Genomic DNA, 25,302 nt, shown 5'->3' on the forward strand with positions numbered 1-25,302 from the left:
AGTTAAAGTGAAATAATTCCACGTTGAAGTATAGCACTAATTTACAAATAATCAAAAAAATATGCTTATATCGAGAAAAGTTCTGTCATTCTTTTTATCAAACCAAAAAAAGCAAGGGAAAAGTATAAGAAAAAAAACAGTAAGAAATTTGTACGCCAAAAACCTTTCCAAACTTTTCTAAATTTAATTTCTTGATTAATTCGATAATGAACAAGAACGATGACAGTAGCAATGATGATAAGAACAATTAAAATAAGCCAAAGAAGAGAACGATCCCAAATAATAACGATTAAATAATGAACAGCTAATATGAAAAAAAAAGTAGAGTAATCAGTAGCCATTTGAAAGGAACGTTTATTATTCTTCGTAATGGACCTTGATATAAAATATAATAAGAACCATGTAAAAATTGGGATTGTAACAAAAGTAGCAATAATACTAGCAACCATATTAGACATTATATTTTTTCCCTTCCTTTATTCATTCATTCGAACATTTTCCATTCCTTTAAGAGCGTGATAAACAAAGTGTATAACCGGTAATTCTTTTTTCGCTTTTTTACCCTCTTGGAGAAGATAGCCTAATATCGCATCTACCTCTGTCTTTTTACCGGTTTCCATGTCTCGTAACATGGAGGAATGGTTTTTACTAGTGCTTGTACAAATTTTCGTTACATGGTTCCACATTTCCTCTTTTTTACCAACATTTAATATTGAAAATGCTTCATTAAAGATCGTTTCCATTGTAATTAAATAATTTTTATTAGAAAGTAACTTACCGTTTTCAACTTTATATAAAGCAGTTAGTGGATTTATGACGGCATTGACTATTAATTTTTTTGCTAATATCGGATACCATTGTTTTTCCATCACGATTGGAAAATCTTTTAATTTGCTATCCCAGTTTTCAAAAAATAATGAAGTATGATGTTCATTGTAAGGAGCTACATTTGTTAACCCTTTACCAGTCAAATAGACTGTTGTATCATTTTCCTTTTTAGCTCCATGCTCAATAACTCCTACAAATATTTTATTTTGTTGTAATTCATGAAAATAGGTAATGTGATTCATTCCATTTTGCAAAAAAAGGATTGTTTTATTCTGATATTTTTTTAAGTTACGAATAATTGATTCTAAGGAGTACTGCTTTGCTGTTATGATTAGTACATCTTCATTTATTTCGGTTTCATCAGAAAAAAGTTCTACTTTTATTTTTTTATTCATTATTTGCTCGCCATCTATTAAAGTAACACCTTCCTTGTGAATAAGATTACGTTGTTCTTCACGTTTACAATATATTTTCACTCGAAAAATGTTAGCCAACTGATGAGCATATAATAGACCTGTTGCACCTGCACCAATAATTGCGATTTCCATTGGATAACTCCTCGTTCTTTTTTCCTAAAAAGTTTATAAATATTGTATCAAAGATCCTATAGGGTGATAATACTCTATTAGAAATTAATCTGAAAAACTTGTAAATTTTGTACATAATACAAAGTGATTTGTTCATGATTTTTACAGTCTACCCTGAAAATAGGCGTTTGGGAAAATAGCATATTATTATAGACAACTTTGTTTGTTATTATACGTTTTAACCTAGTCCGTTTCACTTCGCTGCAGACACTTGCTTTCCGCGGGGAGATGTCTAGCTCCAGCGCATTGGCCCTATCAAACTTCCCAGTCCGTCCGTACGATAAGTCAACATCAACTCAACTAACGTTTCGTTGTGTTTCCTTTATCTCCTACCGGACTGCTCCAGTTTGTACGGGCCAGATCGATGCGCTTCCGCTTTTCGTGGATTCGAGCCTCTTCGGCTGCGCCTGTGGGGTCTCGACCTTCCCTCTACCTCCCGCAGGACAAGGAAGGCTTCGGCAGCATTACATCGCACGAAGAAAATGCGATAGCATTTTCGAGGAGTCAAGTGTCTTCCGCTCCGTTCCACTCCCGGTTCTAAATCTAGAAAGTGAAAACCATTATACTGTTCTAAAATGAAATCCCTATTTTCATTCCTCATGGTGCAAAATTTCACTTGCATGAGTGTCTAACTTGATAATATGATAGTTGTTTTATGGTTGTCCGTTTCACTCCGTAGCTCAAAATCTAAGTTCCTATTTTTGTTCGCCTTGGTGCAAACTTTTAACTCACATAGTTTTAAACTTGGGATCTTGGCATGTTCATTTTTATCAAGCAGAAAAGAGTGCTCTTTTTTTATAAGAGCACTCTTTTTTCATTACACTGGATATACAGGATGTTTTCTTTCGCTAAATGTCATTTGTTTAGAAGAGTAATAGTCGAATCGTTTAATTAGTACACTCCTCAATTGAGATGGTTGGACTATTTCATCAACAATTAATTCTGAAGCTAGTTTATAAATATCGATTGTCTCTTTATACTCAGCATGCTTTTGTTGAACAAATGCCATTTTTTCTTTTATATCTTCTATTTCATTAATTTTATTTGAATAAACTGCGTTAACAGCAGCTTCTGGACCCATAACTGCTATTTGTGCGGTTGGTAAGGCGATACAACAGTCAGGTTCGAATGCTGGTCCTGCCATCGCATATAAACCTGCTCCGTAAGCTTTCCTAACTACAACTGATATTTTTGGAACAGTAGCGGAACTCATTGCCGCAATAAGTTTGGCACCGTGTCGAATAATACCTGCTCGCTCTACTTTTGTACCAATCATGAAACCTGGTACGTCTGCTAAAAATAAAAGCGGAATATGGAACGCATCACAAAGTTGAATAAACTTGGCTCCTTTATCCGCAGAGTCTACGAAAAGCACTCCACCTTTCACTTTCGGTTGGTTAGCAATAATCCCTACTACCCGGCCGTCCATTCGTGCAAGTCCAGTAATAAGCTCTGGTGCGAATAATTTTTTAATCTCAAAAAAACTTCCCTCATCGATTAGCTGGTCAATTGCTTCGTACATGTCAAAAGGAGCATTCTGATTTTCTGGTACTATTTCTGTTAAATTTCTTCCTTTTACAGGCTGTACTGACTGAATGTCTGCTGTTTTTTCTTTATAACTTGCAGGAAAATACGATAAATAGCGGCGGGCTTCCTTAATTGCCGATTCCTCATCATTTGCTAACACATCACCGCAGCCACTAACAGTGCAATGCATTCTAGCTCCGCCCATTTCCTCTAGCGTTACTTTTTCACCAATTACTTTTTCCGCCATACGCGGTGAACCTAAATACATAGATGCATTTCCATCAACCATGATAACAATATCACAAAAAGCAGGAATATAAGCACCACCAGCTGCCGATGGACCAAATAAAACACATATTTGTGGCACCATTCCAGAAAGCTTTACCTGGTTGTAAAAAATTTTACCCGCACCACGTCTATTAGGAAACATATCTAATTGATCTGTAATTCTCGCTCCAGCTGAGTCTACTAAGTATAGGATAGGGACTTTTAATTTTTCCGCTGTTTCTTGAATTCTAATAATTTTTTCTACTGTTCTAGCACCCCAAGAACCAGCTTTAACTGTCGAATCATTAGCCATAACACAGACAGTTTGTCCATTAACCTTACCTACTCCCGTTACTACTCCGTCTGCCGGAAGACCTTGTGCTTGATTATTAGCAAAAAAGCCGTCTTCTTCATACTCACCGTTATCAAATAAAAGAGCGAGTCGATCTCTTACAAACATCTTCCCCTGTTCTTTTAACTTTTCATGATATTTTGGTTGTCCACCTCTTTTTATTTCGCCTACTATTTCTTCAAATCTTTTTAGTTGGTCGTTCATTTATTCCATCCCCTTAAACGTTATGTAAAGTTATTACTCTAACTCTAGTAATACATCGCCTTCGTTGACAAAATCGCCTTCGGATACAGATATCGATTTAACCGTTCCACTCTCCACTACTTCTAAAGGAATTTCCATTTTCATAGATTCTAAAATGATTACTGTTTGCCCAGCTTCTACATTATTCCCTGCTTCCACTAATACTTTCCATACTGTTCCGGCCATAGACGCTTCCACTTTTTTCATTTTCTATTCCTCCTACTTATGTCAAAAGATTACTTATTTATGTTCATCAGATTACTTACAAAATTAGTTGAGTATTTTCCATCTTTAAACGATTCCTCGGATAAACTTGCAATTAAAAATGGGATATTAGTTTTAATTCCTGTTATGGAGACTTTCTCTAAATAGTTAAGTGACTTTTCTATACAAGCTTCTCTAGAACTTGCAGTTACTATAATTTTTGCGATTAATGGATCGTAAAAAGGTGTAACTTTTAAGTTCGAACCATACCCACTATCAATTCTAACATTTTCCTCTACAGGAAAATTCCAATCTACAATTTGTCCAGGTGAAGGGAAAAATTTAACTGGATCTTCTGCGTACACCCTATATTCTATCGAATGTCCATTAACATTAATGTCATTTTGGGATAAAGGAATTTTTTCGCCATTAGCAATTAATATTTGCCATTCAACGAGGTCAATTCCTGTTATTTCTTCTGAAATAGCATGCTCAACTTGTAATCTTGTGTTCATCTCTAAAAAGTAGAAATTATTATTTTCATCCATAATAAACTCTACTGTACCTGCATTATAATAATTTACTTGTTTCGCTGCATTTACCGCTGCCTCATAAAGTTTACTACGAACTTCCTCTGGTAAATGAGGGCTAGTAGCTTCTTCGATTACTTTTTGATTTCTTCTTTGTACAGAGCAATTACGTTCGTGTAAATGGAGAACGTTCCCGTAGCTATCGCCAACTATTTGCACTTCGATATGACGTGCATTTCCTATATACTTTTCAATAAATAGGTCATCATTATTGAAGTATGCTTTTGCACGTTTTTTCGTTTCTTCAAACTGCAGACGAATGTCCTCACTGTTTTCACACTTATGCATCCCAATTCCTCCTCCGCCACCACTTGCTTTTAACATGACAGGGAATCCTATTGTTTCAGCTAACGAATAAGCTTCCTCCACACTCGTTAAAGGCTTATCTGAGCCTGGGATAACTGGAACGTTTGCTTTAATCATTTCAAGACGTGATTGCAGTTTATCCCCCATTAACCGAATCACATCACTTGACGGCCCAATAAAAATAAATCCGTTTTCACGCACTTCTCTAGCAAAAGCACTGTTTTCACTCAAAAAGCCATAGCCAGGATGTATTCCATCTACCTTTTCTTCTCTCGCTACTTTTATAATTTGCTCCATATTTAAATACGATTGTTGCGGATGTGCGCCACCTATATGGTGTGCACTTGTAGCTAAAGTTACATATGGCATATCTTTATCGGCTTCCGAAAAAACGGCCACCGTTTCTATCCCTAAATTTCTACAAGTACGAATGACTCTTTCAGCAATTTCTCCTCTGTTCGCGATTAAAATTTTTTGCAATGAAAGTACCCCTCTCTTTAAAGCTACAAAAAATATTGGCCATCATTTATTTATTTCTACATAAACTGATGTATTCCTTCTTTATTTTGCAAACGCTTACGTAAATAATTGCAGAATGTTTTGTTTTTTTGTTGTATAATAAATGTATGAAAATAGATAACATTCGATATGATTAATGGAGACCTTACTTTCCAGTTATATGTTAGTCATATAAAATGTATGTTTAGACAATCAAAGGGGGATTTTTTATGACTGTACAAAAACTATCCATCAATTATAAAACGTTAGAAGAATTTAAACAGTTTAGAGAATATGGATTACAAGAACTGTCCATGTTAGAAGATTTACAAGCAAACATTATCGAAAACGATAGCGAGTCTCCTTTTTACGGCATTTATTACGGTGAAAAACTTGTTGCTAGAATGAGTCTTTACCGTAAAGATAAAAGATTCGATCAGTACTTCGAGCCAAAACAAGATTATGTAGAGCTTTGGAAATTAGAAGTAATACAAAAATATCAAAATAAAGGGTTCGGTCGTGAGCTTGTTGAATTCGCAAAAAGCTTCGGCTTACCTATTAAAACAAACCCTAGAGTAAAAAGTGATGCTTTTTGGACAAAAATGGGCTTTACTCCTGTTCATTATAATATGGAGCGTGATTTAGGTGAAAATCCACTTGTATGGTATCCAGAAGGAGTCTCCGCTCAAAGCACTGAAGAGTTAGAAGCTTAATTAAGCACACTTACGAAAACCATTAAAGGATGAATAAAGGTTAGACCGTGTTTAGGTCTAACCTTTATTTTATTTCTCCACTTTCTCTAAACTTCCAATTCGATCTAATTGAAATTTAACTTTATTCTTTTCTTCTTCCTGTAAAACAACCATTTTTCTTGCACGATCCATAATTTCAATTAATGCTTTATAATCTTCCTCCACTAATTGTACAGAACGTTCAAGTTCCTCTTTTCTTTCAGTAAGTAATTGCAAATCGTGTTCTAGCTTCATTACTGTTTTTTTCAAAGTATCGTTTTCTTCTCTTAAGTTTATAAATTTTTGTTCTACTTCTTCTAACTCTTGTAAGTAGGCAATTACTTTCGGAATAGAAAGAGATGCTGTTTTATCGCCTTCTTCTTGATTTTCCACCCATTTTTGAACTGGAGCAGCACTTGTTTCTTGTTCTAATTTTAATTCTTTTCTTTGCTTTTTAGCCAATTCAATACCTGTTTTATATTGTTTTCTCACATAAGAATTCCATCTAAATCCACATGCTGCAGATGTTCTTGATAATTTTCTTCCAACCTCTTCAAACGCAGCTAATTGTGTTCCACCTTCTCGTATATATCTTAAGACCACTTCGGCTAAATACATATCTTCGTCTTGTGTCCAAGCATCTTGTCGAACCGTTGTCATTTTGGAATCCCCCTAACACACTTTTTATCCTATACATATGCAATAAATAGAAAAGATAGACTAAAAGGATATACAAAAAGGTAGGAGAATTCCGTTATTCAGCACGACGAAAATGGGCAAATGTGAAACTTTTACGAGGGATTTACCTTTTTTATTGTTAGTTACCTCCCTGTTGTTGCCCGATCTCTTATTTATTTAAAAAACTTTGAACAGCTTCATGGTGTTCATCTCGTGCCCATAACATAGCACAAGTATTAATTTCTTCAGCCATTCTTTCTTGAACATTGCTAAACACCCACTTTTTAATGAGAGCGCTTTTATAACTACGCAAAACATTAGCTGATTGTACAAGCTGGTTATCTATATATTCACTTTGTTGTTGACGGGTGCTTAAAGGTTGCATTGATTGAATAAAATGAAGATGTTTGGCCATCTCTACATTATATATTTTACCTGAATATAATAAGGTTAAGGCGTCGGCGGGTTGAAGTTTTTCCATTAGCATTGTAGCTCCTCCCCAGCCAGTTGTAATTCCTAAATTCCCTTGAACAAATCCTATCTTCACATTATTATGTAACGCTACTCTTATATCACACGCACTAGCAATTTCACATCCACCACCGACTGCGGTTCCGTTTAGTAAAGCAAATGTTGGGATAGGCAAGGTTAATAACTCATATAATATGTTACCCATTTTAGACAGCATGGAGTATGCTTCTTCTTTTGTTTTCAAGCGATGAAATACTGTTAAGTCTCCGCCTGAGCAAAAAGCTTTATCCCCTGTTCCTGTAATGACAAACCCTCTAATAGAGTCATTTGTTTTTGCAATCTGTATTGCCCTATTTAATTGTTCCATAACATCATAGTCAATAGCATTTCTTTTATCTGGTCTGTTAATAACGAACCATAAAAAATGATATTCATCAATATGTACGATTGTTTTATTAGTATTATCCATCCCTACTATTCCCCCTTTTTACTTACTATAAGAAACATGATTGAACGAACACAAGTATGTATTTATAATTTTACTTACACAAAAAGCACAAGACATTTGCCTTGTGCTTTTTTGTGTAAAGGATTTATATCCTCATTATTTATTTACTACTTCTTTCCCTTTGTAAGTACCGCAAGCTTTACATACGCGGTGTGCTAATTTCGCTTCACCACAGCTTGGGCATGCTACCATACCAGGAACTTGTAGTTTAAAATGTGTACGACGTTTTCTTTTCGCAGTTTTAGACGTTCTTCTAAAAGGTACAGCCATTCTTCCCACCTCCTTAAAGAGTGTATCATTCATTTCCTTTTTTAGCTACTCATCTTTTTTTTCAAAGAATTTTGCTAGACCTGCTAATCTTGGATCAATTTTGTCTCCTTGTTCTTCTTCTTCAACAACACTCCAACCTTTACCAGATTGTGGTGCTGCACCTTCTTCATTTATAGAATCAGCATAGATTTGCATCGGTATTTCGAGAAGAATATTTTCCTTAATAATAGGAATTAAATCAACAACATCTCCTTGAAGAACATGAATTTCTTCATCTTCTTCAGTATAACTAGCAGTTTCAAATAAAAAGGTTTCCTTCGTTTCAATTGTAAAAGGAAAGTTCACATCTACTAACGTTCTTGTACAAGGTAAAATCATCGTACCTTCTATTTTAAGATGGAACGTAGCTTTTTTAGAACTTAAATCAGCTCGACCTGTTACATGCACAGGACTAATAGACCGAATAGATGAATCAACGGCAGTAATGTCGTTCAAATCAACTGTTTCATCGATATATAATCCTTTATGTGTAAAAAGGTTTAGCTGCATTAATGACCATTTCAACAATATAATCACCTCAAGGCAACAAAAGTAATTATAGCTTCCGTAGATTTATTTGTCAATATTTTTTCTTTACAGTATAATGTTGTCTAATAATATTTGAAATTATTGCAACAGTTAAATACTACCAAAAACGATCATGATAAGGAGTATATGATGGAAGCTTTAGGAGTTATTGTAGAATACAACCCTTTTCATAACGGACATTTATATCATTTACAGCAATCGAAAAACTTAACAAACCCAGATGTTGTCATTGCCGTAATGAGCGGACAATTTTTACAACGAGGTGAGCCTGCACTCGTTTCTAAATGGGAAAGAACAAAAATGGCACTACTAAATGGGATTGACATCGTCGTTGAATTACCATATGCATTTGCCACTCAGAAAGCAGAGGTGTTTGCTACTGGTGCTGTCTCTATTCTCTCAGAATTACGAGTAGATTCATTTTGTTTCGGTAGTGAACAAGGTAATATTGAAGACTTTAATCGGACGGTGCAGTTAATGGGAGAAAAAAGTGATCCCTATCATTCCTCAGTACAAAAATACATAAAGGAAGGTAACAGCTATCCGAAAGCATCATCTCTCGCCTTTTCAGAAACTTTTCAAAATGAAAATGTAATCGATCTAACGCAGCCTAATAATATATTAGGTTTCCATTATGTTAAAGCAGTATTAGAACTAGGAAGTCCTATTCAACCTTTTACAATTGGGAGAACTACTGCCGGTTACCATGATGAGCAACTTTATCCATCGAACATTGCTAGTGCCACTGCAATTAGAAAGCATTTATTTGAGACAAATAGAGAGATACAACATGTTCAAGATTATGTACCAGCTCCCACCTTTTCTGTTCTCCAACAAATAAAATCGTTTCATCGCTGGGAAGACTATTATTCACTTTTAAAATATAAAATTTTATGTAGTACTCCAGAACAATTAAGAACTTTTTATGAAGTCGAAGAAGGTATTGAATATAGGTTACAGGAATGTATGAAAAAAAGCAAAACTTTTCAGGAATTTATGACTATGTTAAAAACGAAAAGGTATACATGGACAAGATTACAACGGATGTGTACTCATATTTTAACAAATACAACGAAGGACGAAATGAAAAGGGTAACAGAAAAAAAGGAATATAGTTATGTACGATTATTAGGAATGTCGAAAGCAGGTCAACATTACTTACGAGAAATCAAAAAAGATATAACTATACCTATTATTTCTAATGTAGCGTCATTTAGCGATGATGGGTTAGCACTAGATAAAAAGGCCACTATCGCTTATTCTATACCGCTCAGTGAGCCAGAGAGAAGCGCGTTTATTCATAAGGAGTTTTCTCAGCCTCCGATTCGCTTTGATGAGGAATTAAGAAAGTTTGTTTGAACCAAAAAGTCCTAAAATCAGTAGAAACTGACTTCAGGACTTTTTGGTCATTATTTAAATCGTAGTGAGTTGGAAACTTTTCATTATAGTGTCTGGACATATTTCGTTTAAACGTAATAAAGGTGTACTATAGTGGAAAATTATAAGTTAATTTTTCGGCTGTAAGTCTTTTAAATAATTTAGTGCATCATCAAAAGTGTTCACTGGGACGATTACCATTTTAGTGCCAATGTCTTCAGCTGCAGCCACTGCCTCGTTATAATTAGAATTTTCCGCTCCATTTTCATATGGTGCAAAGAAGTAGTCCACTCCTGACTTATGGGCTGCATATACTTTTTGCTTAGCCCCACCAATACGACCTACTTCTCCATTTTGATTGATTGTACCAGTACCTGCAATTTTATAGCCTTTTGCTATATCTTCGTCCATTAGCTGATTATAAATTTCTAAAGAGAACATTAAGCCTGCAGAGGGGCCGCCAATTTTTGCTGAGTCAATTTCAACGTTAGGTGAAGTTGTAATTTCTAAATCGGTAACGAGTTGTATTCCGACACCTGCCCTTTCTGGTTCATCTGGGAATGGCTGTAAAGTTATTGGAACTGTATCAACCTCATCATCTCTAACAAAAGTAACGTTTAGCGTATCTCCTACTGCTTTTTCCCCTACCAGCCCCATAAAAACATCTGAATTTGGTGTTTCTATACCATCAACTTCCACTATTCTATCACCTATTTGTAATAAATCTGCTGCTGGCATATTGGCGACAGTTCTTAATACATATACACCTTTAGATATTATATTTACTTCTTTATCGGCTCTTTCATAAGCAACTTTTATCGCCGTTTCTTTCGAATCTTCCATGTAATATAATTGACGATGGTTGTATTCTTGATCTGTTTCCCCTTCACTTCTAATTTGCTCTAATGGATAAATAAATTGATATTCATCCCATTTTGCCATTAAGTATGTAAATATATTTGCCTTACTCATTTTTACTGTTGTTAACATAAACCTGCCTTCATCTTCATAACGATCTTCTACCATTACGATAGGCCTTAAATCTTGTGCATATCCTGGCCTCGTCACATAATAAGGTAAAGTAATAAAATTTAAAATAACTGCTAAAATAATTCCTACAACTAATGCTCTTCCATATATCCTTTTATTTTTCATCCACTTGTCGCTCCTTCCAGTTTTCCACTGCTTGCCGAATAAAGGGAATGTGCTTTCTCATTTCCTCTTCCCCGATTTGGATAATTTCTTCAATATTTGTAAATGCACGTGAGCTATAATGAGCAACAGGCGGCCGGACCATCACATCTGCCTCTAATTCGCTTTTTTTTACTAATTCATTTTGCATAATATCAATTGTTTGTAAGATTACATCAAAAATGGAATCTATTCCTTCATTCGTTTTAACGTAAGAAACATCAATTGCAACAACGATATCTGCCCCCATCTCTTTAACAACACTAGCAGGTACCCGATCAACCACGCCTCCATCGACAAGCAACCTTCCATCTAATTCTACAGGTACAAATATTCCTGGAATAGAAATACTCGCTCTAACAGCATCCGCAATTGGACCTTTTGTAAAAACAACCTTTTCTGCAGTTTCAATATCGGTTGCAATAACAGCAAATGGGATTGCTAAATCTTCTATATTTTGACCTTTCGAAAACATGTGAATAAGCTGTTTTACACGATTCCCACTAATAAACCCCATTTTCGGAACGGTAAAATCTAAATAGTATTTCCGCTGAAATGCTTTTGCTATTTTGTACATGCTTTCCATTTCATGTCCGACAGCATATAAACTTCCTACAAGAGCACCCATGCTACAGCCGGCCAGTAAGCTAACAGGTATATTTTCTTCTTGCAGTACTTTTAATGCACCTAAATGGGCAAAACCTCTAGCTCCTCCTGATCCTAACGCTAACCCTATCGTCGGTTCTCTCAACATTTCTCCTCCAAACAATGTATATTAATTTGTTGTTCTAAATTTTATATATACATACGTATATTGAAATGTAGGGTGGACAAACTTTTTTTCTTTAACAAGCTACTTGTTAATTATAACTATTCTACCAAAATCAACTTCATTCTTACACTAAAATAAACTTGCACACATTCAACAACTTTTTGTGACATTACTATAGGAGGCATAAATATTGAATGGCTCAAAATTCAAAACTTTCATTTTCGCAAGTATTATTACCTTTTTCACGATTTCTTTAATCATTTATCCTCAAGCTGCATTAGAGGCTTCTTTACGTGGTTTAAAAATGTGGTGGGAGGTTGTTTTCCCTTCCTTATTACCGTTTTTTATCGTAAGTGAGTTACTGATAGGTTTTGGTGTTGTCGCTTTCATTGGAGTATTATTTGAACCTTTAATGAGACCTATCTTTAAAGTTCCTGGAGTAGGTGGTTTTGTCCTCGCAATGGGTATGGCCTCTGGTTACCCATCTGGAGCAAAACTTACTGCAAGACTTCGCCAAGAAGAACAAATTTCAGCTATAGAGGCAGAGAGACTAGTTTCTTTTACTAACTCTTCTAATCCATTGTTTATTTTCGGCGCTATTGCGGTAGGTTTTTTTCATAACCCAAAGATAGGAATCTTGCTGGCATTAGCACATTATCTTGGTAACATTACTGTTGGTGTTATTATGAGATTTCACGAGTACTCTCATCCTGTTGATGAAAATAAAAATAATACATCAAAAAAGTTAACTTTCGGCCATGCTTTTGACGCGTTACACGAAACGCGAGTAAAAAATAGTAAACCACTAGGTAAAATGTTAGGAGACGCTGTTTCGAGTTCTGTACAGACGTTATTAATGATTGGTGGCTTTATTATAATCTTTTCCGTTTTAAATAATATTTTAGCACTCGTACAAATAACGAGCATCATTGCAACTTTTGTTACTATATTTTTAGCATTATTAAGCTTCTCAACAGATTTAAGTATACCTTTAATATCCGGCTTTTTTGAAATTACGTTAGGGGCGAAACTGACGAGCGAGGTAACTACAGCTACATTAAAGGAACAAGTAATTCTCACTAGTTTTTTCTTAGCATTTTGTGGCCTAAGTGTACATGCCCAAGTGGCTAGTATACTTGCTGAAACTGATATTAGATTTAAACCTTTTTTCTTTGCTCGAATAATACACGCTTTCATAGCTGGTATTTACGCGTACTTGCTATGGAGCCCTTTAAATGAAAAATTAGGTGGATTTGAGCAAACATCAGGTGAATCTCCCGTTTTTGCTCCATTAAAAGATCTAACATGGATAGAAAAAGTGTATGAAACAATAACAGTTTACGGTCCATTTATCACTTTATTATTTTTATGGATATACACGTGGATTCTTTATAGAAACTGGCGTCCTAACTTAAAATAAAAATAAGAGGTTGGGACATAACTATTTTTATCAAAATAAAAGACGAACAAAAAAGTAGAGTCGAAATAAGCCGCTCCGGAAATATACTTCGCTTTCCGCGGGCGGCTGGTGAGCCTCCTCGTGCTTCGCACTGCGGGGTCTCACCTATGCCTTTCCTCCCGCTGGAGTCTACGTATATTTCCTCCGCTAATTCTACAATTGTTCATCTTTTATCATGATAATATTAGTTTTGTCTCAGCCTCTTTTTGGCTATGTTACATATTATATTTCTCTTGCAATGCTTTTTTTACTATTGGAGGTACTAACTCCGATACTTCACCGTTATATTTTGCAATTTCCTTAACAATACTCGAACTTAAAAAGGAATATTGATTGTTAGTCATCATAAATAATGTTTCGATAGTTTCATCCAACACTCTGTTTGTTGAAGTAATTTGCATTTCATATTCAAAGTCTGAAACAGCACGCAATCCCCTTACGATTGATGTAGCATTTTTACTTTTTGCATAATCAATTAATAGTCCTTGAAATGATTCTATTTTAACATTAGGTAAATCTTTTGTTACTTCTTCTAACAGTTGAATTCGTTCTTCTACGGTAAACAACGGGTTTTTTGCTGCATTATTTAACACACAAACATAAATGTTATCAAAGATTTTAGATGTTCTTTTAATTATATCCAAATGTCCATTTGTTACCGGATCGAAACTCCCTGGGCAAATTGCAATGCTTGTCATATTTCCCCTTCCCCCTTCACCACTTCACTCCATTTAAAAACGGTAATTACGGTAATGCCGTACGTTTCTTGCTTTTGAATAGAAAAGTTCCCAATCACGTCAGGTAAAACCACATCATTACTATGTTCAGCTACTATTTGACCATTACTTTTTAACAGCTTAAAATCACTCATTTTATGTATAAGTTGTTCTAATTGGTGTCTTTTGTACGGAGGATCTAACAAAATTAAATCAAATTGAAGATCTCGTTTTTGTATTGCATTCAAAGCACGTCCCGCATCATTTCTATATATTTCTACTTGCTTCTCAACTTGTAATGATTCAACGTTACTTTTAATCGTTTGTATCGCTTTACCATCTTTATCGACGAAGATTACGTGATCCATCCCTCTACTTAACGATTCCAAACCTAATGACCCACTACCACCAAATAAATCAAGAACTAATCCACCTGTAAAGTAAGGACCAATAATATTAAATAATGATTCTTTCACTTTATCTGTAGTAGGTCTCGTATTCATACCTGGTACAGCTTTCAATTGTCTACCTTTAAATTTCCCAGAAACTACTCTCATCCACTCACCACAATCTTTATAACTTTCAAATTAAATTTCAACAATATCCTATCATAATCGACTTCATAAGAAAAGGCTCAGAAGATTATTCATAAGGTAATTTTACAAAAAGTGTATACTCTTTCTTTATTTGGTTCATAATGACAAATAACAACATCCTTTTACGTGATGTTGTTGCCAACCGCGGAGAAGACTTACGTTTCCCCATAAGTTCTTCCTCCGGTTTCTCCTCTCCCTTTGCCTTCTTTACTTGGTCACCAAGTAATAGAGGGACCCTGCACTATTAAATTGCAGGGTTTTTTTTTTATAAAACACCTTATGATACGCACTAATTCATAACACAAAACAACTGCCCTAATTTATTTCCAGCATTCTCATTTTGTCACTCTTTTAAAAAAAGCTTGAACGTGATAAAGTATGAGCAGGAACTTAGAGAGGAGCAATAACAATTGATACAAAGATTTATAGAACTCGGTGAAGGCTACTCTGATTTATATGAATTGCTAGAGCTGGCTCGTTATAATAAAGAAAGAGTAGATCAGCTTTTATTATTACATACGAATAAAAATGACCGTAATGTTTGTTCATTTGTTGTCATTATGAAACCAACATCTGTTGGTGATTTTCAAGCTTTATATATGACATTAGAAGGAATTCCTAGCCCTAAAGAGAAACGAACAAAACGATTTGAGTTATTTGAACAACTAGCATCTCAATTAAATAAAAATATTATTGAACTCGAAGTAAAACCATCCACTTACTATAAAGAAAAAGAATTGTATTATCAATATTTAACCGGCGTCCTAAGATTGAATCATATTTTACAACCGTTAAAGTAAATAGAAAATAAAAAGCAACGAATATACATCAATTCGTTGCTTTTTATAGTCCCATCTTATAATCATATTCTTTTGCTTTATCTGGTCTTGAATTTTCATATTGTGTTTTAACGTACGGACGGTAAGACACGTCCACTTTTTTTACAAAAGATTGCTTTTCCAATTTCTCAATAAGAGAAGCAGTTTCCTCCATATTACAATAAAATATCCCATATTTTAATTTTTTAGATATATAAATGACGTTTCCATAACGTCTCAACAGTTTAGCTTGTTTTAATGAGTAAAGCCAAACGATTACCCCTTGCCGATCAGTCAACATTGTAATTTCTCCTTTAATAGAAAACATTTCTAGTGTCATTTTATCACGTAAATGAAAAAGATAAAATAATAATATATATAATGTTATGAAATGGTGGTACTAAACATGTCCCTACAAACTATTTGGGCAATTTTTTTAACAGAAATGAACAGTAACTCAATCATTCAACTTTGTGAACGAAAAGATATTACCGGCATTCCATTTATTTATATAACACCAGCTGTAGATGCGGATTTGGATTTACTCCTCCAAACAATAAAAATATGCTCAAAAAAAGCTATGTATAAACAAAGAGTAACAGTAAAAACAAATTTTGTTAGAAAAAGCGACAATATTTACGTATTTCGTCATCGCTTTTTTGTTCCACAAGAAAAAATGTTTTGTTGTGGTAACTTATGTGAGGATTGTATCCGCCTTAAAAATCGGTAAAAAAAGACTGACTAAAATTGTCAGCCTTTTTCTAAATTATGCACTACAAGAGCATCCGCCACCAGAACCACAGCCTCCGCCGCAGCTTGATAAGGAATCGAAGAAAGGATTTCCAGTTGGAACTTTTATATGTTCTGAAACAGCTCTTCCGACTAGTACACTTATTTCATCTAGTAATTCTTGTACTGCCTTTTCAGCCTGCTTAAAAGCATATATTGTATCGTGCAAGTCCACCTTTCTTTTCAATTCTCTTGTTTCTCTTGAAACGGAATGATAGTCAGGATGATACTTACCGAAACGTTGTACCTCTTCGTATTTATCTTTTATATCATTGAACGCCTTAATTAGCTGCTGAGCTTCACGATCTTCTCTCACATCATCAAGACATTTATAATAGTCAGCCATTTCTTCTGACTGTAAAATCATTTTTGCTAATTCTTCAGCACGATCTAATAGTAGTATCTTTTCTAAAGTGGCAATCATTTATAGACACCTCCATAATTACTATATCATGCTATAAAGTTTTTGTATAATATATCTAGTCCAATTCAACCGTAAAACTTTTAACTAAACCGTAATCTGATTTGTCGTTATATTTTAACATAATATCTATTTTATTTTTCCCTTTCGGTAAGTTTGTTAAAATAAAAGCACCAGAAGTAAACTCATCCAGTTTCTTCCCGTTATTATATACTTCTAAATAACCTTTCCCTTCTTTTTTAGTCGTTCCTTTATTAAATTGAAAATCTGGAGTAACGATACATTCAATATAAACTTTGTTGTCTTTTATAAAGTGATGTACTTCCATTGTTAACTTTTTTTCCTTATTACTGCTATTATATTTTTTTAAAGCTATATCTGAAAAATGTGTTGGTAACCCTGTAACAACAAGTGCTTCTGGTTTCTCTTGTTGACACCCGATTAAACATATGAAAAATATACATAAAACCGTAATCATTTTTTTCATGCTATGTACTCCCCTTCCAGTAGTCATTATTACTATTGTTGGAAGGGTACTCATTTTCTATTCCTTTAAGCAAATTTAATTTTCTTAATCCATATGTTTCATCGATTGAAACATATGAACCATCATCGAGGCCATTTGCACTGAATTTTGGAATTTTTCAACTTTGTGCGGAATTGTCTGCTTATAATATTGCATTGCTGCTAATTCCATTTCTGCAGCGCTATTCGGGTCCCTACTTAATTTACGGTACCAAATCGGCTGTTCTTTAATAAATTGCTTTAAAATTTTTTTGGATTGAATGTAATCATACACTTCTTTTCTCATTAAAATGTATCTCCTTAATCTTTACGAAATGTAAAAGGATTTTTAGGACCTTGTGATGAAGAATTACTTTGGCGATTAGAAGGAATAAACTGTTGTAATAATTGTTGTATATTGCCTATTGCACTATTTACATTTGTTAAATGATATTGCACTTTATTCATATCCATGTTTTTTAAAGTTTGTAATACTACTGGAATAAATTCTGATTTAGCCCCACTTTTCTCCTCTTCTTTACTTGAGGATTGTTGACCATCACCGTATTGCTCCCATACAGGGTCTTCCTCACCTAATAAGTACCATTCCTCAAAAAGGTCTTGCCACGTTTTTTTACTCCCACGAACTTCTTGTACAAGTTTCGGATGCCTTTTGACAAATTCTTTAAATTGTTTAATACTCTCCTGTTTTGAGTTACTTTTAGCCATCCTCTCACCTCATTCCATCATATGCCTATTTTATTGTATGGGTTGCATTCGTCATACGTTCGCCTATTTTCTTCTCTTTGTTTTTCCTGCAATTAGAAATAATAAATTTTAAGCTATTTCATTTTCTTACCAAGAAAGGACTGTTATTATATGAAGAAAGAGGTAAATGAAAAGGGATGAGGAAATTGGATTTACGTGAGGATTGGGGAAATTATTTAAAAGAAGCAACTGACGAAGAATTAGCTGAAGCAGCACTACTATTACATAGTTTTAAAAGAAAAAGAAATGGGGACTACAGCACTTTCGTAGGTGCATTGTTCGGAATGGAGAGGGACTTTGATGAAGAAAACGGGACGCTAACGTTAACGGTCCAAAACAGTACACTTTTAAATAATTCAATTGGTATTTTGCATGGAGGATTAACCGCTACAATATTAGACTCAACGATGGGAACGTTAGCAAACAACAGTTTACCAGACGATAAAGCCGTTGTAACAACTGAAATGAAAGTTAACTTTTTAAAGCCTGGAATTGGTGATGCGTTTCGTTGCGTAGCAAATATCATCCATAAAGGTTCGAAAATTATTGTTGTAGAAGGTAAAGTTTTTTCAGAAAATCATAAACTAATTGCTCATAGTACTGGTAGTTTTTTTATTATAAATCGAAAAAGGTGATCCTATTTTATGGTTACCGCTGTTGTTATTCCAATATTAATTATTTACTTTTATATTCTAGCTAAAAAGAATCGAAAAAAATATAAAGAAAAATGGCTTAGTGTAACAGAAGTAAAGGAAGAATCAGTCATAGTTGGAGAAGTAACAGACGTTTATTATGAAAAGAAGCGGTTTTATTACGATTTTCACATTATGATTACCCATTTAAATATATATAAGGATGGAAAAATAACTAGAGTTGAACGTAGAGAAAGACTAACAAAGGAATGGACGAAAAGTCCTCCTAATGCTGGAGAATTAGTTAAACTTATAGGCTATTGGGAAGGCAAAACGTTTATTTTTAATGACTATAAACGTATAGATAAACAATAAAAGCTCGCTACAAGCGAGCTTTTATTGTTTCCACGTTTGAATAAAGTTTTGTGTATAGTATTTTTCATAAACTCCTACCCCGAGATGAGTAAAATTTTCATTTAGTAATGTATTTCGATGCCCTTCACTATTGAGCCAACCTTCTACTGCTGCTACTCCGTCTACATATTTTGCTGCTATATTTTCCCCTGCTAATAAAAAGCTTACATTACCTTTCGTTAGCCTTTCTGAAAGAGTTCCTTCTGTTGGTGAGGAATGAGAAAAATAATCATTATTGTTCATATCTTTACTGTGTAAATAAGCTACTTTTGCGGTTTCCTCATGCCACTCAACAGGACTTAACTGGAAGCGCTCCCTAAGAATATTCGTAAAGTCGATAATTTGTAATGCGGTTCCTTGTTCAATTAATTGCCATTCTTCTTCTGTTTTTGATTCTGGGTCAATTAATGTTCCTCTGTATACTAACTCATATGGTCGCTGCTTTATTAAAGTTTCCTTGTCTAAAAATCGTATGCTTGATAACGTTTGCTCAAATGAATCAAAATAAAGCTGTACGAACACATCCCCGATTTTTAAAAGTGGACGAGTAATAAGGTTTTCATCTTTTAATTGAAATCGGTACGATCCACTATCATAGTCAACATTAATTGCCGATTCAAATGCAAATTTTTGTTTTACTTCTTCATAATTAGTTCCTATAACAAATGGGTCATTTTGTACTTCTTCCCCAATTACATATGCAGTGACGATGACTCCTTCGCTTACACCAAATTGAACATAATTTTCTAGTGAATTATTATATACCCACCATTCGTAATCATATGGTGATAAATCAATACGGTCTGGTTCCCCAAATGAAGAAATAAGTTCGGTGTCAGTTTTACTAATCCAGCTTCCTACCCCTTCCATAACTTGAATATCTTTATGAACGGGTAGAATAGATATTGTTTCTTCTTCTAATTCGTTCTCGCTCCTTAACTCTTGAGCAACTAAGTCTTCATCCTTAGGTTCAAAATCTATAAAAGTTGATTGAAATGGTATTATTAATGCCGCACAAATTGCGATAACAATAATAGTAAGTATATTCCTCAAACTTCTCCCTCCTTTTACTTTTACTTTTACTATATTAACGAAGTTATCATTTCATTCTAGTTTTCTTTATTTTCATAGAGTTTTTCATATAATTCATTTATTACCTCTTTTTTCTCTATCATACCAAATTTTTTCAGAGCAAGATTAATATCATCATGAAAAAAGAAAACGGGACTAAGTCCAATCGACTTGTCCCAATTTATTCTAATTATTGATGATCTTGTTCAGATATTTCACTTAATGCAACACCTGCTTGCTCATCTGAATATTGATTTGTAGCTAAGTCTCCTAACGAGACAATTCCGATTAATTGCCCATTTTCTACAACCGGAAGTCTACGAATTTGATGTTCCGCCATTAATGTACTCGCTTCCTGTAACGATGCATTAGGGTCAATCGTTATTAAATGGTCGCTCATTACGTCTGTAACAGAATTGGAACCAGGATGCTTCTCAGCGATACCTCTAACTACTAAATCTCTGTCAGTAATCATTCCTACTAATTGATTATTTTCAACAATTGGTATAGCACCTACATTAAGATCTTTCATTTTCAGCGCTACTTCGTATACGTTATCCAATGGTGTACATACGTCTACATTAGTTGTCATTACATCTCTAACTGTTTGCACTAACATCACCTCTATGCTTTACTATTTAGAAATAAACATTTGGGTCCAATACGTCCCATAAGAACCACCTTCTGCATATCCAACACCGATGTAAGTTACATCTGCCTTTAATATGTTTGCTCGATGTCCTGGTGAATTCATCCACTGTTGAACAACAGCTTGAGCAGTACGTTGCCCTGCTGCAATATTCTCCGCGGCAGTTCTATACTGTATATTAAAGTTTCGCATCATTGTAAATGGAGAGCCATACGTTGGCGAATTATGTGAAAAATAATTTTGATCTCGCATATCGGCTGATTTATATCTTGCTACCCTTGATAATTGCCAATCTTCTTTTAAGCTAGGCAAACCATTTTTGGCACGCTCTTGATTTGTTAACCGAATAACTTCTCGCTCAATTGCCTTTATACTATCTATTAGCGGAATCGTTACCCTTTGACCTGGATATATTAGATTTGGGTTAGAAAATTGTGGGTTAGCAGAAATTATTTCTGACAATCCGATTTGATATCGTTGAGCAATTTTCCAAAGAGAATCCCCACTTTTCACTGTATATGTATCTGTTCCTTGTCCAAATGCAAAAGACGGGACACTAATTAGTACAAACACAGAAAGAAAAATAGAAACTAGTATTTTTTTCACGTTTTTCACCCCTTCCAATTTAGTTACTAGCCAACTTTTTCCCATTTATAGTTTGACCAATTGAGACGAAAACATGACAATTTTTAAACATATAAAAAAGAAGTTTCACACAATCGTTGAAACTTCTTCTCTTTCGTACTATTATTAATTAGGAGCATTTTGTTTTATACATAGAAAGGGGCGTACATATAATGAGAATTGAAAACATAGGATTAGAATCTGAAGTTGTTGAATTATCGCGACTTGCACATGTTATGGAAGGTTTAGGCTTTGTTCTAGCTGATCAATGGGATTACGAACGAGTAACCTTTGACAAAAAGTTCGAAAGTAAAGGGTCGACTTACTATTTACGAGTTCAAGCATATGCTATTGAAGGAGATGTTGGTGGTAAACATGCTATCGTAAAACTACTTACTCCTTTATTAGGAAAACACTATTACCCACACGGTGTGGAATATGGTGAAGGAGAAAGCTTCCCTGCCAACATCGTAACAACTAGTAAAACATTACTAAGCCAATTAAAAGAGGAAATCGATAAGATTAAATAAAAAACGCATTTGTATGCGTTTTTTTATTTTCCCCGTTTCCATATACTGTGCTAATATCGAATAATATTACTGTTCATAGTTTAAAAAGCATAATATAATAAAGGAAAGTATTTGTTTGAAAGGAGTACCCCATTGACCACGCAATCTATAAAACGTTTAATTCTCATTATCCTAATTGTGGCTGTAATAATAACAATTAGCTATTTTATTTTACCTGTTTCTGTACCTTTAATTATTGCTTTTATTACTGCACTATTTTTAGAACCACTCGTCTCCCTATTACAAAATAAGGCGAAATGGAAAAGAAGTTTATCTGTCTTAGTTATTTTTCTTCTTTTTGTTATGTCTATCGGTGTTATCGGATACTTTATTACAACTAAAGTAATAACAGAAGGGATTAAAATTGTAGAAAATGCTCCCTCTTATATAAACGAGGTAAATCGGGTTTGGCGTGATATGGAACAAAATATAACAAACGCGTCTGAAGATTTGCCACCAGAATTAGTAAATGAAATTAGTGAACAAATTGACAAATTTCTTTACGATCTAAGAATTAATATTACTGACATGGTAAACATAGAGCGAATTAAAAGTTTGTTCACAGACATTCCAAATTATTTAATTAGTTTTATTGTATACTTAATTGCATTATTCCTGTTTTTACTAGATATGCCAAAATTAAAAGAAGGCTTCTATGCACATTTAAAGGATTCGACAGCTGAAAAAGTAAAATTTATGACTTCTCGTCTTTCTTATGTTGTGTTCGGATTTTTCAAGGCTCAATTTCTAGTAAGTATTATCATATTTTTTGTAACATTAATTGGATTGTTATTTATTGCTCCTGACGTCGCATTAATAATGGCATTTGTCGTATGGATTATAGACTTTATACCAATTATTGGATCTATTGTAATAATCGGGCCTTGGGCAATCTTCCAACTGATTACTGGGAATATCGGTACCGGTACACAGCTTGCAATTTTAGCAATCGTGCTGCTAATTATCCGTAGAACAGTTGAACCGAAAGTAATGGGTTCTCATATAGGGTTATCCCCTTTAGCTACTTTAATTGCAATGTACATCGGTTTAAAATTAATTGGTATTTTAGGGTTTATTGTTGGACCTCTTGTCATTATTGCTTTTAATTCAGCTAAAGAAGCTGGAATAATAAAATTGAATTTTAAAATATAGAAATTACTTCTCTCACAAAAGAAGAGGCACGTAACGTTACCGTTATGTGCCTCTTTACTATTAAAAACCAAATATCGCTTTAATAACCGATGTTGTTTCTCCACCTTGATAGATAACATAGAGTAGTAAATAAACTGCTACACCAGTTATTGCAGTTATAAACCATACAATACTCGTAATTGGTCCAATTTTACGGTGACGTTTTAAGTTGTTTTTGTAACCTGTCCATAGGGTGTATATACCAAGAACCGCCCCTATCGTTGCTAGAGTGATATGAAACAGTAAAAATGTCGTATAGTATATTTTAATATCATCTGGTCCACCAAAACTTGTATTTCCAACAAACACTGTTCTACTAGAGTATATAATAAAAAAGATAACAGCAAAAATAGCGGCAAAAGTCATTGATTTTTTATGTGCTTCTACTTTCTTTTTTGCGATTAGATACCAACCAATCGCTACAAAAATTGCGCTCAACACAATAAAAAACGTACTAATTGTAGGTAATATTGGAATTGTATAAGAATCCATAAAAAGCTCCTCTCGAAATATTTTTATCTAAACATTTTATTTCAACAAAAAACTGATACAAACTAAAACAGCACCCCTTTGAATGCTGTTTTATTACAATTAATTCTTTTCCAAAATGGGGTTCATATCAAGATCATCTGTTTCACGTTCTTTTCTTGCCCATTGGAAGAATACGTACGCTAACATACTACCGTACATAATTTCTTGTATTATTTTCATAATAATACCACCTAATTGTTGGTCCTCCAATAATGGTAAAGCATTAAACAATTCGGGACCTCCAAGGTCTAAACCTGCTAACGTGCTTGCTGGAACACATAAGGCTAATGCTGCCATCCAAGCAGTCATATCAGAATAAGCTGCATATAATGGTGTATCAGCAAAAATAATTAATGCACATGCTGGAGTTAATAGTACACCATCAGCCATAATGTAGCCCATTTTCTTAATTCCAGACATCTTATTTCCTTCTGGTAGTGGATCTACTAGTGGCCACCACATCATAAATGAAGCAATAAACAATAATATCGTATAGATCGTATGTAAAGTAACATCGGTCTTTACAACATCAAAAATTACAGGAATGTGATAAAAAGAAAATAAAGCATTAAAAGAAATTAAAGCAATTAACGGTCTAGTTAAGAAATTGAATGCTGGTTTAATCGCTTTATGATTAACGAATTTTTTTAATAACCAAACAGGAGTACCTAAAATTAAAAGCGGAGGAATGATTAAGTATAAAAAAGCCATTTGTGCCATATGCGCACTTAACATTAAATGACCTAATAAGTCTATCGGGCCGCCTTTAAAGAAGTATAATAAAGCAATACCAAGTAAAAAGAATGTTTTCTGCTTTAAAGAAACAGGTTCAGATCCTTCAAATCTTTCTCTTCCTCGTCCAGTAACATAAATATACAGTATTGCAACGATAATCATAGAAACCATAAAATATGGACTCCATAATGCTCGAAAACCAAAAATTTCTAGGTTGCTTAACAAAATACTCACTCCTTACGGAAACTAATTACAGAATCACACTAAACTACTAAATATTATTATACTATACGGTTTTATACCATTCAATGAATGGGCAGTAACAGAGTGTTTAAGGAAAGGGCATTTGTCATAGAATCGTCACTGTTTTTTCAAACATATGTGATATTAGCAGTTGATAGAAAGCATTGGAGTATGTAGGTTATATTGAAGTAAAGGATATAACAAAAAACACTTGGACAGTATTGTATGTCCAAGTGTCTTTTTAAGTCTTACCACCAAATAATTGTTACGAAGGCTAAAATAGTTACTAATGCAACTGTTAAGCCGGAGTATAGAAATAATGCTGGTACTTCATGACCTTTATGATTCATATGCATAAAGTAGTAAAGTTGGAAAATACATTGTATTACGGCTAACAATATGATAACAGGTACAATGAATAGCGGAGACATGTCCGCTCCCACTGCTACGAATGCAATAATCGTTAAAAAGATCATTAGCACGAATGAAATTACTTGATGTTTCATTTCTTCTGCATTTTTCTTACGACGATAAGCTAAATCTACCTTCGGGTTAACTGAATTTGATGTTTGATTCGCCATCAG

The 25,302-nt window shown here is 34.1% G+C and carries 34 protein-coding genes; 9 read left to right on the forward strand and 25 right to left on the reverse strand.

What is annotated here, in order from left to right; all coding sequences use genetic code 11:
* Positions 1-65: 65 nt before the first annotated feature.
* From BC6307_RS13135 to BC6307_RS13155, 5 genes are all read right to left on the reverse strand, one after another.
* A complete protein-coding gene (locus BC6307_RS13135) occupies positions 66-458 on the reverse strand; it encodes a DUF3397 domain-containing protein (protein WP_066417651.1) in 393 nt (130 codons plus the stop codon).
* Positions 459-476: 18 nt separating this feature from the next.
* Positions 477-1,376: a 2-dehydropantoate 2-reductase gene (locus tag BC6307_RS13140; RefSeq protein ID WP_066417654.1), complete on the reverse strand. Its 900-nt coding sequence runs from the start codon at positions 1,374-1,376 to the stop codon at positions 477-479.
* An 856-nt stretch (positions 1,377-2,232) separates the two neighbouring features.
* Positions 2,233-3,765 (reverse strand): acyl-CoA carboxylase subunit beta, encoded by a 1,533-nt coding sequence (locus BC6307_RS13145; RefSeq protein ID WP_066420977.1) that lies wholly within the window; start codon positions 3,763-3,765, stop codon positions 2,233-2,235.
* Between the two features lie 33 nt (positions 3,766-3,798).
* Positions 3,799-4,011, reverse strand: a complete 213-nt coding sequence (locus BC6307_RS13150) for an acetyl-CoA carboxylase biotin carboxyl carrier protein subunit (protein WP_066420979.1) — start codon at positions 4,009-4,011, stop codon at positions 3,799-3,801.
* Positions 4,012-4,040: 29 nt separating this feature from the next.
* Positions 4,041-5,384: an acetyl-CoA carboxylase biotin carboxylase subunit gene (locus BC6307_RS13155; protein ID WP_066420981.1), complete on the reverse strand. Its 1,344-nt coding sequence runs from the start codon at positions 5,382-5,384 to the stop codon at positions 4,041-4,043.
* A gap of 248 nt (positions 5,385-5,632) precedes the next feature.
* Between BC6307_RS13155 and BC6307_RS13160 the strand changes: the two genes are divergently transcribed.
* Positions 5,633-6,115 (forward strand): N-acetyltransferase, encoded by a 483-nt coding sequence (locus tag BC6307_RS13160; RefSeq protein ID WP_066420983.1) that lies wholly within the window; start codon positions 5,633-5,635, stop codon positions 6,113-6,115.
* Between the two features lie 69 nt (positions 6,116-6,184).
* Here the strand turns inward: BC6307_RS13160 and BC6307_RS13165 are convergent, their stop codons facing one another.
* From BC6307_RS13165 to BC6307_RS13180, 4 genes are all read right to left on the reverse strand, one after another.
* Positions 6,185-6,793, reverse strand: coding sequence for an RsfA family transcriptional regulator (locus BC6307_RS13165; RefSeq protein WP_066420985.1), 609 nt, complete (start codon positions 6,791-6,793; stop codon positions 6,185-6,187).
* Between the two features lie 187 nt (positions 6,794-6,980).
* Positions 6,981-7,751 (reverse strand): enoyl-CoA hydratase/isomerase family protein, encoded by a 771-nt coding sequence (locus tag BC6307_RS13170; RefSeq protein WP_066420987.1) that lies wholly within the window; start codon positions 7,749-7,751, stop codon positions 6,981-6,983.
* A gap of 135 nt (positions 7,752-7,886) precedes the next feature.
* Positions 7,887-8,060: a 50S ribosomal protein L32 gene (rpmF, locus tag BC6307_RS13175; protein WP_066420989.1), complete on the reverse strand. Its 174-nt coding sequence runs from the start codon at positions 8,058-8,060 to the stop codon at positions 7,887-7,889.
* A 45-nt stretch (positions 8,061-8,105) separates the two neighbouring features.
* Complete coding sequence (locus BC6307_RS13180; protein WP_066420993.1) at positions 8,106-8,624, reverse strand: YceD family protein; 519 nt, start codon at positions 8,622-8,624, stop codon at positions 8,106-8,108.
* Positions 8,625-8,774: 150 nt separating this feature from the next.
* On the opposite strand from BC6307_RS13180, the gene BC6307_RS13185 reads away from it, so the two are divergent.
* Positions 8,775-10,007: a nucleotidyltransferase gene (locus tag BC6307_RS13185; RefSeq protein WP_328225372.1), complete on the forward strand. Its 1,233-nt coding sequence runs from the start codon at positions 8,775-8,777 to the stop codon at positions 10,005-10,007.
* Positions 10,008-10,154: 147 nt separating this feature from the next.
* Here BC6307_RS13185 and BC6307_RS13190 read toward each other — a convergent pair whose 3' ends face one another.
* Both BC6307_RS13190 and BC6307_RS13195 read right to left on the reverse strand, forming a co-directional pair.
* Entirely contained in the window at positions 10,155-11,180 is a 1,026-nt protein-coding gene (locus tag BC6307_RS13190; RefSeq protein ID WP_066420995.1) for a SepM family pheromone-processing serine protease, read from the reverse strand.
* Complete coding sequence (locus BC6307_RS13195) at positions 11,170-11,967, reverse strand: patatin-like phospholipase family protein (RefSeq protein ID WP_066420996.1); 798 nt, start codon at positions 11,965-11,967, stop codon at positions 11,170-11,172. The genes BC6307_RS13190 and BC6307_RS13195 overlap by 11 nt, the downstream gene beginning before the upstream one ends.
* A gap of 211 nt (positions 11,968-12,178) precedes the next feature.
* Between BC6307_RS13195 and ylbJ the strand changes: the two genes are divergently transcribed.
* On the forward strand, positions 12,179-13,408 hold the full coding sequence (gene ylbJ / locus BC6307_RS13200) for a sporulation integral membrane protein YlbJ (RefSeq protein ID WP_066420997.1): 1,230 nt from the start codon (positions 12,179-12,181) through the stop codon (positions 13,406-13,408).
* A gap of 254 nt (positions 13,409-13,662) precedes the next feature.
* Here ylbJ and coaD read toward each other — a convergent pair whose 3' ends face one another.
* The 3 genes from coaD to BC6307_RS25550 form a co-directional block, all read right to left on the reverse strand.
* Complete coding sequence (gene coaD, locus BC6307_RS13205; protein WP_066419274.1) at positions 13,663-14,145, reverse strand: pantetheine-phosphate adenylyltransferase; 483 nt, start codon at positions 14,143-14,145, stop codon at positions 13,663-13,665.
* Positions 14,142-14,720, reverse strand: coding sequence for a 16S rRNA (guanine(966)-N(2))-methyltransferase RsmD (gene rsmD / locus BC6307_RS13210; RefSeq protein ID WP_066419277.1), 579 nt, complete (start codon positions 14,718-14,720; stop codon positions 14,142-14,144). The genes coaD and rsmD overlap by 4 nt, the downstream gene beginning before the upstream one ends.
* 85 nt (positions 14,721-14,805) lie before the next feature.
* Positions 14,806-14,928: a hypothetical protein gene (locus BC6307_RS25550; protein ID WP_268874282.1), complete on the reverse strand. Its 123-nt coding sequence runs from the start codon at positions 14,926-14,928 to the stop codon at positions 14,806-14,808.
* A gap of 241 nt (positions 14,929-15,169) precedes the next feature.
* Here BC6307_RS25550 and BC6307_RS13215 point away from each other — a divergent pair, with 241 nt between their 5' ends.
* The gene (locus BC6307_RS13215; protein WP_066419280.1) at positions 15,170-15,559 is read left to right on the forward strand and encodes a DUF7147 family protein; all 390 of its coding nucleotides are present in this window, start codon (positions 15,170-15,172) and stop codon (positions 15,557-15,559) included.
* Between the two features lie 43 nt (positions 15,560-15,602).
* Here BC6307_RS13215 and BC6307_RS13220 read toward each other — a convergent pair whose 3' ends face one another.
* Positions 15,603-15,878, reverse strand: coding sequence for a YlbG family protein (locus BC6307_RS13220; protein ID WP_066419282.1), 276 nt, complete (start codon positions 15,876-15,878; stop codon positions 15,603-15,605).
* A gap of 105 nt (positions 15,879-15,983) precedes the next feature.
* Between BC6307_RS13220 and BC6307_RS13225 the strand changes: the two genes are divergently transcribed.
* A complete protein-coding gene (locus BC6307_RS13225; RefSeq protein ID WP_066419285.1) occupies positions 15,984-16,307 on the forward strand; it encodes a hypothetical protein in 324 nt (107 codons plus the stop codon).
* A gap of 36 nt (positions 16,308-16,343) precedes the next feature.
* Here the strand turns inward: BC6307_RS13225 and BC6307_RS13230 are convergent, their stop codons facing one another.
* The 4 genes from BC6307_RS13230 to ylbD form a co-directional block, all read right to left on the reverse strand.
* Positions 16,344-16,790, reverse strand: a complete 447-nt coding sequence (locus tag BC6307_RS13230; RefSeq protein WP_066419288.1) for a YlbF/YmcA family competence regulator — start codon at positions 16,788-16,790, stop codon at positions 16,344-16,346.
* 55 nt (positions 16,791-16,845) lie between these two features.
* Positions 16,846-17,274 carry a hypothetical protein gene (locus BC6307_RS13235; RefSeq protein ID WP_066419298.1) on the reverse strand — a complete coding sequence of 143 codons (429 nt, stop codon included), beginning with the start codon at positions 17,272-17,274 and terminating at the stop codon, positions 16,846-16,848.
* 84 nt (positions 17,275-17,358) lie between these two features.
* Positions 17,359-17,598 carry a YlbE-like family protein gene (locus tag BC6307_RS13240; protein ID WP_066419306.1) on the reverse strand — a complete coding sequence of 80 codons (240 nt, stop codon included), beginning with the start codon at positions 17,596-17,598 and terminating at the stop codon, positions 17,359-17,361.
* Positions 17,599-17,612: 14 nt separating this feature from the next.
* Positions 17,613-18,020: a YlbD family protein gene (ylbD, locus tag BC6307_RS13245; protein WP_066419307.1), complete on the reverse strand. Its 408-nt coding sequence runs from the start codon at positions 18,018-18,020 to the stop codon at positions 17,613-17,615.
* Positions 18,021-18,205: 185 nt separating this feature from the next.
* Between ylbD and BC6307_RS13250 the strand changes: the two genes are divergently transcribed.
* Together BC6307_RS13250 and BC6307_RS13255 are read left to right on the forward strand one after the other, a co-directional pair.
* Positions 18,206-18,694: a PaaI family thioesterase gene (locus BC6307_RS13250; RefSeq protein ID WP_066419309.1), complete on the forward strand. Its 489-nt coding sequence runs from the start codon at positions 18,206-18,208 to the stop codon at positions 18,692-18,694.
* A gap of 9 nt (positions 18,695-18,703) precedes the next feature.
* Positions 18,704-19,066, forward strand: coding sequence for a hypothetical protein (locus BC6307_RS13255; protein WP_066419317.1), 363 nt, complete (start codon positions 18,704-18,706; stop codon positions 19,064-19,066).
* Between the two features lie 21 nt (positions 19,067-19,087).
* Here BC6307_RS13255 and BC6307_RS13260 read toward each other — a convergent pair whose 3' ends face one another.
* The 3 genes from BC6307_RS13260 to safA all read right to left on the reverse strand — a co-directional run bounded on the left by BC6307_RS13260 (position 19,088) and on the right by safA (position 21,431).
* Positions 19,088-20,158 (reverse strand): CAP domain-containing protein, encoded by a 1,071-nt coding sequence (locus BC6307_RS13260; RefSeq protein WP_066419318.1) that lies wholly within the window; start codon positions 20,156-20,158, stop codon positions 19,088-19,090.
* Positions 20,159-20,366: 208 nt separating this feature from the next.
* Positions 20,367-20,789: a CBS domain-containing protein gene (locus BC6307_RS13265; protein ID WP_066419320.1), complete on the reverse strand. Its 423-nt coding sequence runs from the start codon at positions 20,787-20,789 to the stop codon at positions 20,367-20,369.
* A gap of 21 nt (positions 20,790-20,810) precedes the next feature.
* Positions 20,811-21,431, reverse strand: coding sequence for a SafA/ExsA family spore coat assembly protein (safA, locus tag BC6307_RS13270; protein ID WP_066419326.1), 621 nt, complete (start codon positions 21,429-21,431; stop codon positions 20,811-20,813).
* 191 nt (positions 21,432-21,622) lie between these two features.
* Between safA and BC6307_RS13275 the strand changes: the two genes are divergently transcribed.
* The gene (locus BC6307_RS13275) at positions 21,623-21,979 is read left to right on the forward strand and encodes a YugN family protein (protein ID WP_066419329.1); all 357 of its coding nucleotides are present in this window, start codon (positions 21,623-21,625) and stop codon (positions 21,977-21,979) included.
* A gap of 132 nt (positions 21,980-22,111) precedes the next feature.
* On the forward strand, positions 22,112-23,170 hold the full coding sequence (gene ytvI / locus BC6307_RS13280; RefSeq protein ID WP_066419331.1) for a sporulation integral membrane protein YtvI: 1,059 nt from the start codon (positions 22,112-22,114) through the stop codon (positions 23,168-23,170).
* 60 nt (positions 23,171-23,230) lie between these two features.
* Here the strand turns inward: ytvI and BC6307_RS13285 are convergent, their stop codons facing one another.
* The 3 genes from BC6307_RS13285 to ctaF form a co-directional block, all read right to left on the reverse strand.
* On the reverse strand, positions 23,231-23,701 hold the full coding sequence (locus tag BC6307_RS13285) for a DUF420 domain-containing protein (protein ID WP_066419333.1): 471 nt from the start codon (positions 23,699-23,701) through the stop codon (positions 23,231-23,233).
* A 99-nt stretch (positions 23,702-23,800) separates the two neighbouring features.
* Positions 23,801-24,700: a cytochrome c oxidase assembly factor CtaG gene (gene ctaG / locus BC6307_RS13290; protein ID WP_084380606.1), complete on the reverse strand. Its 900-nt coding sequence runs from the start codon at positions 24,698-24,700 to the stop codon at positions 23,801-23,803.
* Between the two features lie 266 nt (positions 24,701-24,966).
* Complete coding sequence (gene ctaF, locus BC6307_RS13295; protein ID WP_066419337.1) at positions 24,967-25,299, reverse strand: cytochrome c oxidase subunit IVB; 333 nt, start codon at positions 25,297-25,299, stop codon at positions 24,967-24,969.
* Positions 25,300-25,302 lie beyond the last annotated feature (3 nt).

The organism is Sutcliffiella cohnii (assembly GCF_002250055.1).
Taxonomy (GTDB): Bacteria; Bacillota; Bacilli; order Bacillales; family Bacillaceae_I; genus Sutcliffiella; species Sutcliffiella cohnii.

What these genes read in the sequence shown, in the direction of transcription:
- BC6307_RS13135 (WP_066417651.1), bottom strand. Translation starts at nt 458, where the DNA reads ATGTCTAATATGGTTGCTAGTATTATTGCTACTTTTGTTACAATCCCA.
- BC6307_RS13140 (WP_066417654.1), bottom strand. Translation starts at nt 1,376, where the DNA reads ATGGAAATCGCAATTATTGGTGCAGGTGCAACAGGTCTATTATATGCT.
- BC6307_RS13285 (WP_066419333.1), bottom strand. Translation starts at nt 23,701, where the DNA reads ATGGATTCTTATACAATTCCAATATTACCTACAATTAGTACGTTTTTT.
- BC6307_RS13170 (WP_066420987.1), bottom strand. Translation starts at nt 7,751, where the DNA reads ATGGATAATACTAATAAAACAATCGTACATATTGATGAATATCATTTT.
- BC6307_RS13225 (WP_066419285.1), top strand. Translation starts at nt 15,984, where the DNA reads ATGTCCCTACAAACTATTTGGGCAATTTTTTTAACAGAAATGAACAGT.
- rsmD (WP_066419277.1), bottom strand. Translation starts at nt 14,720, where the DNA reads ATGAGAGTAGTTTCTGGGAAATTTAAAGGTAGACAATTGAAAGCTGTA.
- BC6307_RS13230 (WP_066419288.1), bottom strand. Translation starts at nt 16,790, where the DNA reads ATGATTGCCACTTTAGAAAAGATACTACTATTAGATCGTGCTGAAGAA.
- BC6307_RS25550 (WP_268874282.1), bottom strand. Translation starts at nt 14,928, where the DNA reads ATGGGGAAACGTAAGTCTTCTCCGCGGTTGGCAACAACATCACGTAAA.
- rpmF (WP_066420989.1), bottom strand. Translation starts at nt 8,060, where the DNA reads ATGGCTGTACCTTTTAGAAGAACGTCTAAAACTGCGAAAAGAAAACGT.
- BC6307_RS13145 (WP_066420977.1), bottom strand. Translation starts at nt 3,765, where the DNA reads ATGAACGACCAACTAAAAAGATTTGAAGAAATAGTAGGCGAAATAAAA.
- BC6307_RS13150 (WP_066420979.1), bottom strand. Translation starts at nt 4,011, where the DNA reads ATGAAAAAAGTGGAAGCGTCTATGGCCGGAACAGTATGGAAAGTATTA.
- BC6307_RS13190 (WP_066420995.1), bottom strand. Translation starts at nt 11,180, where the DNA reads ATGAAAAATAAAAGGATATATGGAAGAGCATTAGTTGTAGGAATTATT.
- BC6307_RS13185 (WP_328225372.1), top strand. Translation starts at nt 8,775, where the DNA reads ATGATGGAAGCTTTAGGAGTTATTGTAGAATACAACCCTTTTCATAAC.
- coaD (WP_066419274.1), bottom strand. Translation starts at nt 14,145, where the DNA reads ATGACAAGCATTGCAATTTGCCCAGGGAGTTTCGATCCGGTAACAAAT.
- BC6307_RS13220 (WP_066419282.1), bottom strand. Translation starts at nt 15,878, where the DNA reads ATGTTGACTGATCGGCAAGGGGTAATCGTTTGGCTTTACTCATTAAAA.
- ctaF (WP_066419337.1), bottom strand. Translation starts at nt 25,299, where the DNA reads ATGGCGAATCAAACATCAAATTCAGTTAACCCGAAGGTAGATTTAGCT.
- BC6307_RS13275 (WP_066419329.1), top strand. Translation starts at nt 21,623, where the DNA reads ATGAGAATTGAAAACATAGGATTAGAATCTGAAGTTGTTGAATTATCG.
- ylbD (WP_066419307.1), bottom strand. Translation starts at nt 18,020, where the DNA reads ATGGCTAAAAGTAACTCAAAACAGGAGAGTATTAAACAATTTAAAGAA.
- BC6307_RS13240 (WP_066419306.1), bottom strand. Translation starts at nt 17,598, where the DNA reads ATGAGAAAAGAAGTGTATGATTACATTCAATCCAAAAAAATTTTAAAG.
- BC6307_RS13255 (WP_066419317.1), top strand. Translation starts at nt 18,704, where the DNA reads ATGGTTACCGCTGTTGTTATTCCAATATTAATTATTTACTTTTATATT.
- BC6307_RS13160 (WP_066420983.1), top strand. Translation starts at nt 5,633, where the DNA reads ATGACTGTACAAAAACTATCCATCAATTATAAAACGTTAGAAGAATTT.
- BC6307_RS13235 (WP_066419298.1), bottom strand. Translation starts at nt 17,274, where the DNA reads ATGAAAAAAATGATTACGGTTTTATGTATATTTTTCATATGTTTAATC.
- BC6307_RS13165 (WP_066420985.1), bottom strand. Translation starts at nt 6,793, where the DNA reads ATGACAACGGTTCGACAAGATGCTTGGACACAAGACGAAGATATGTAT.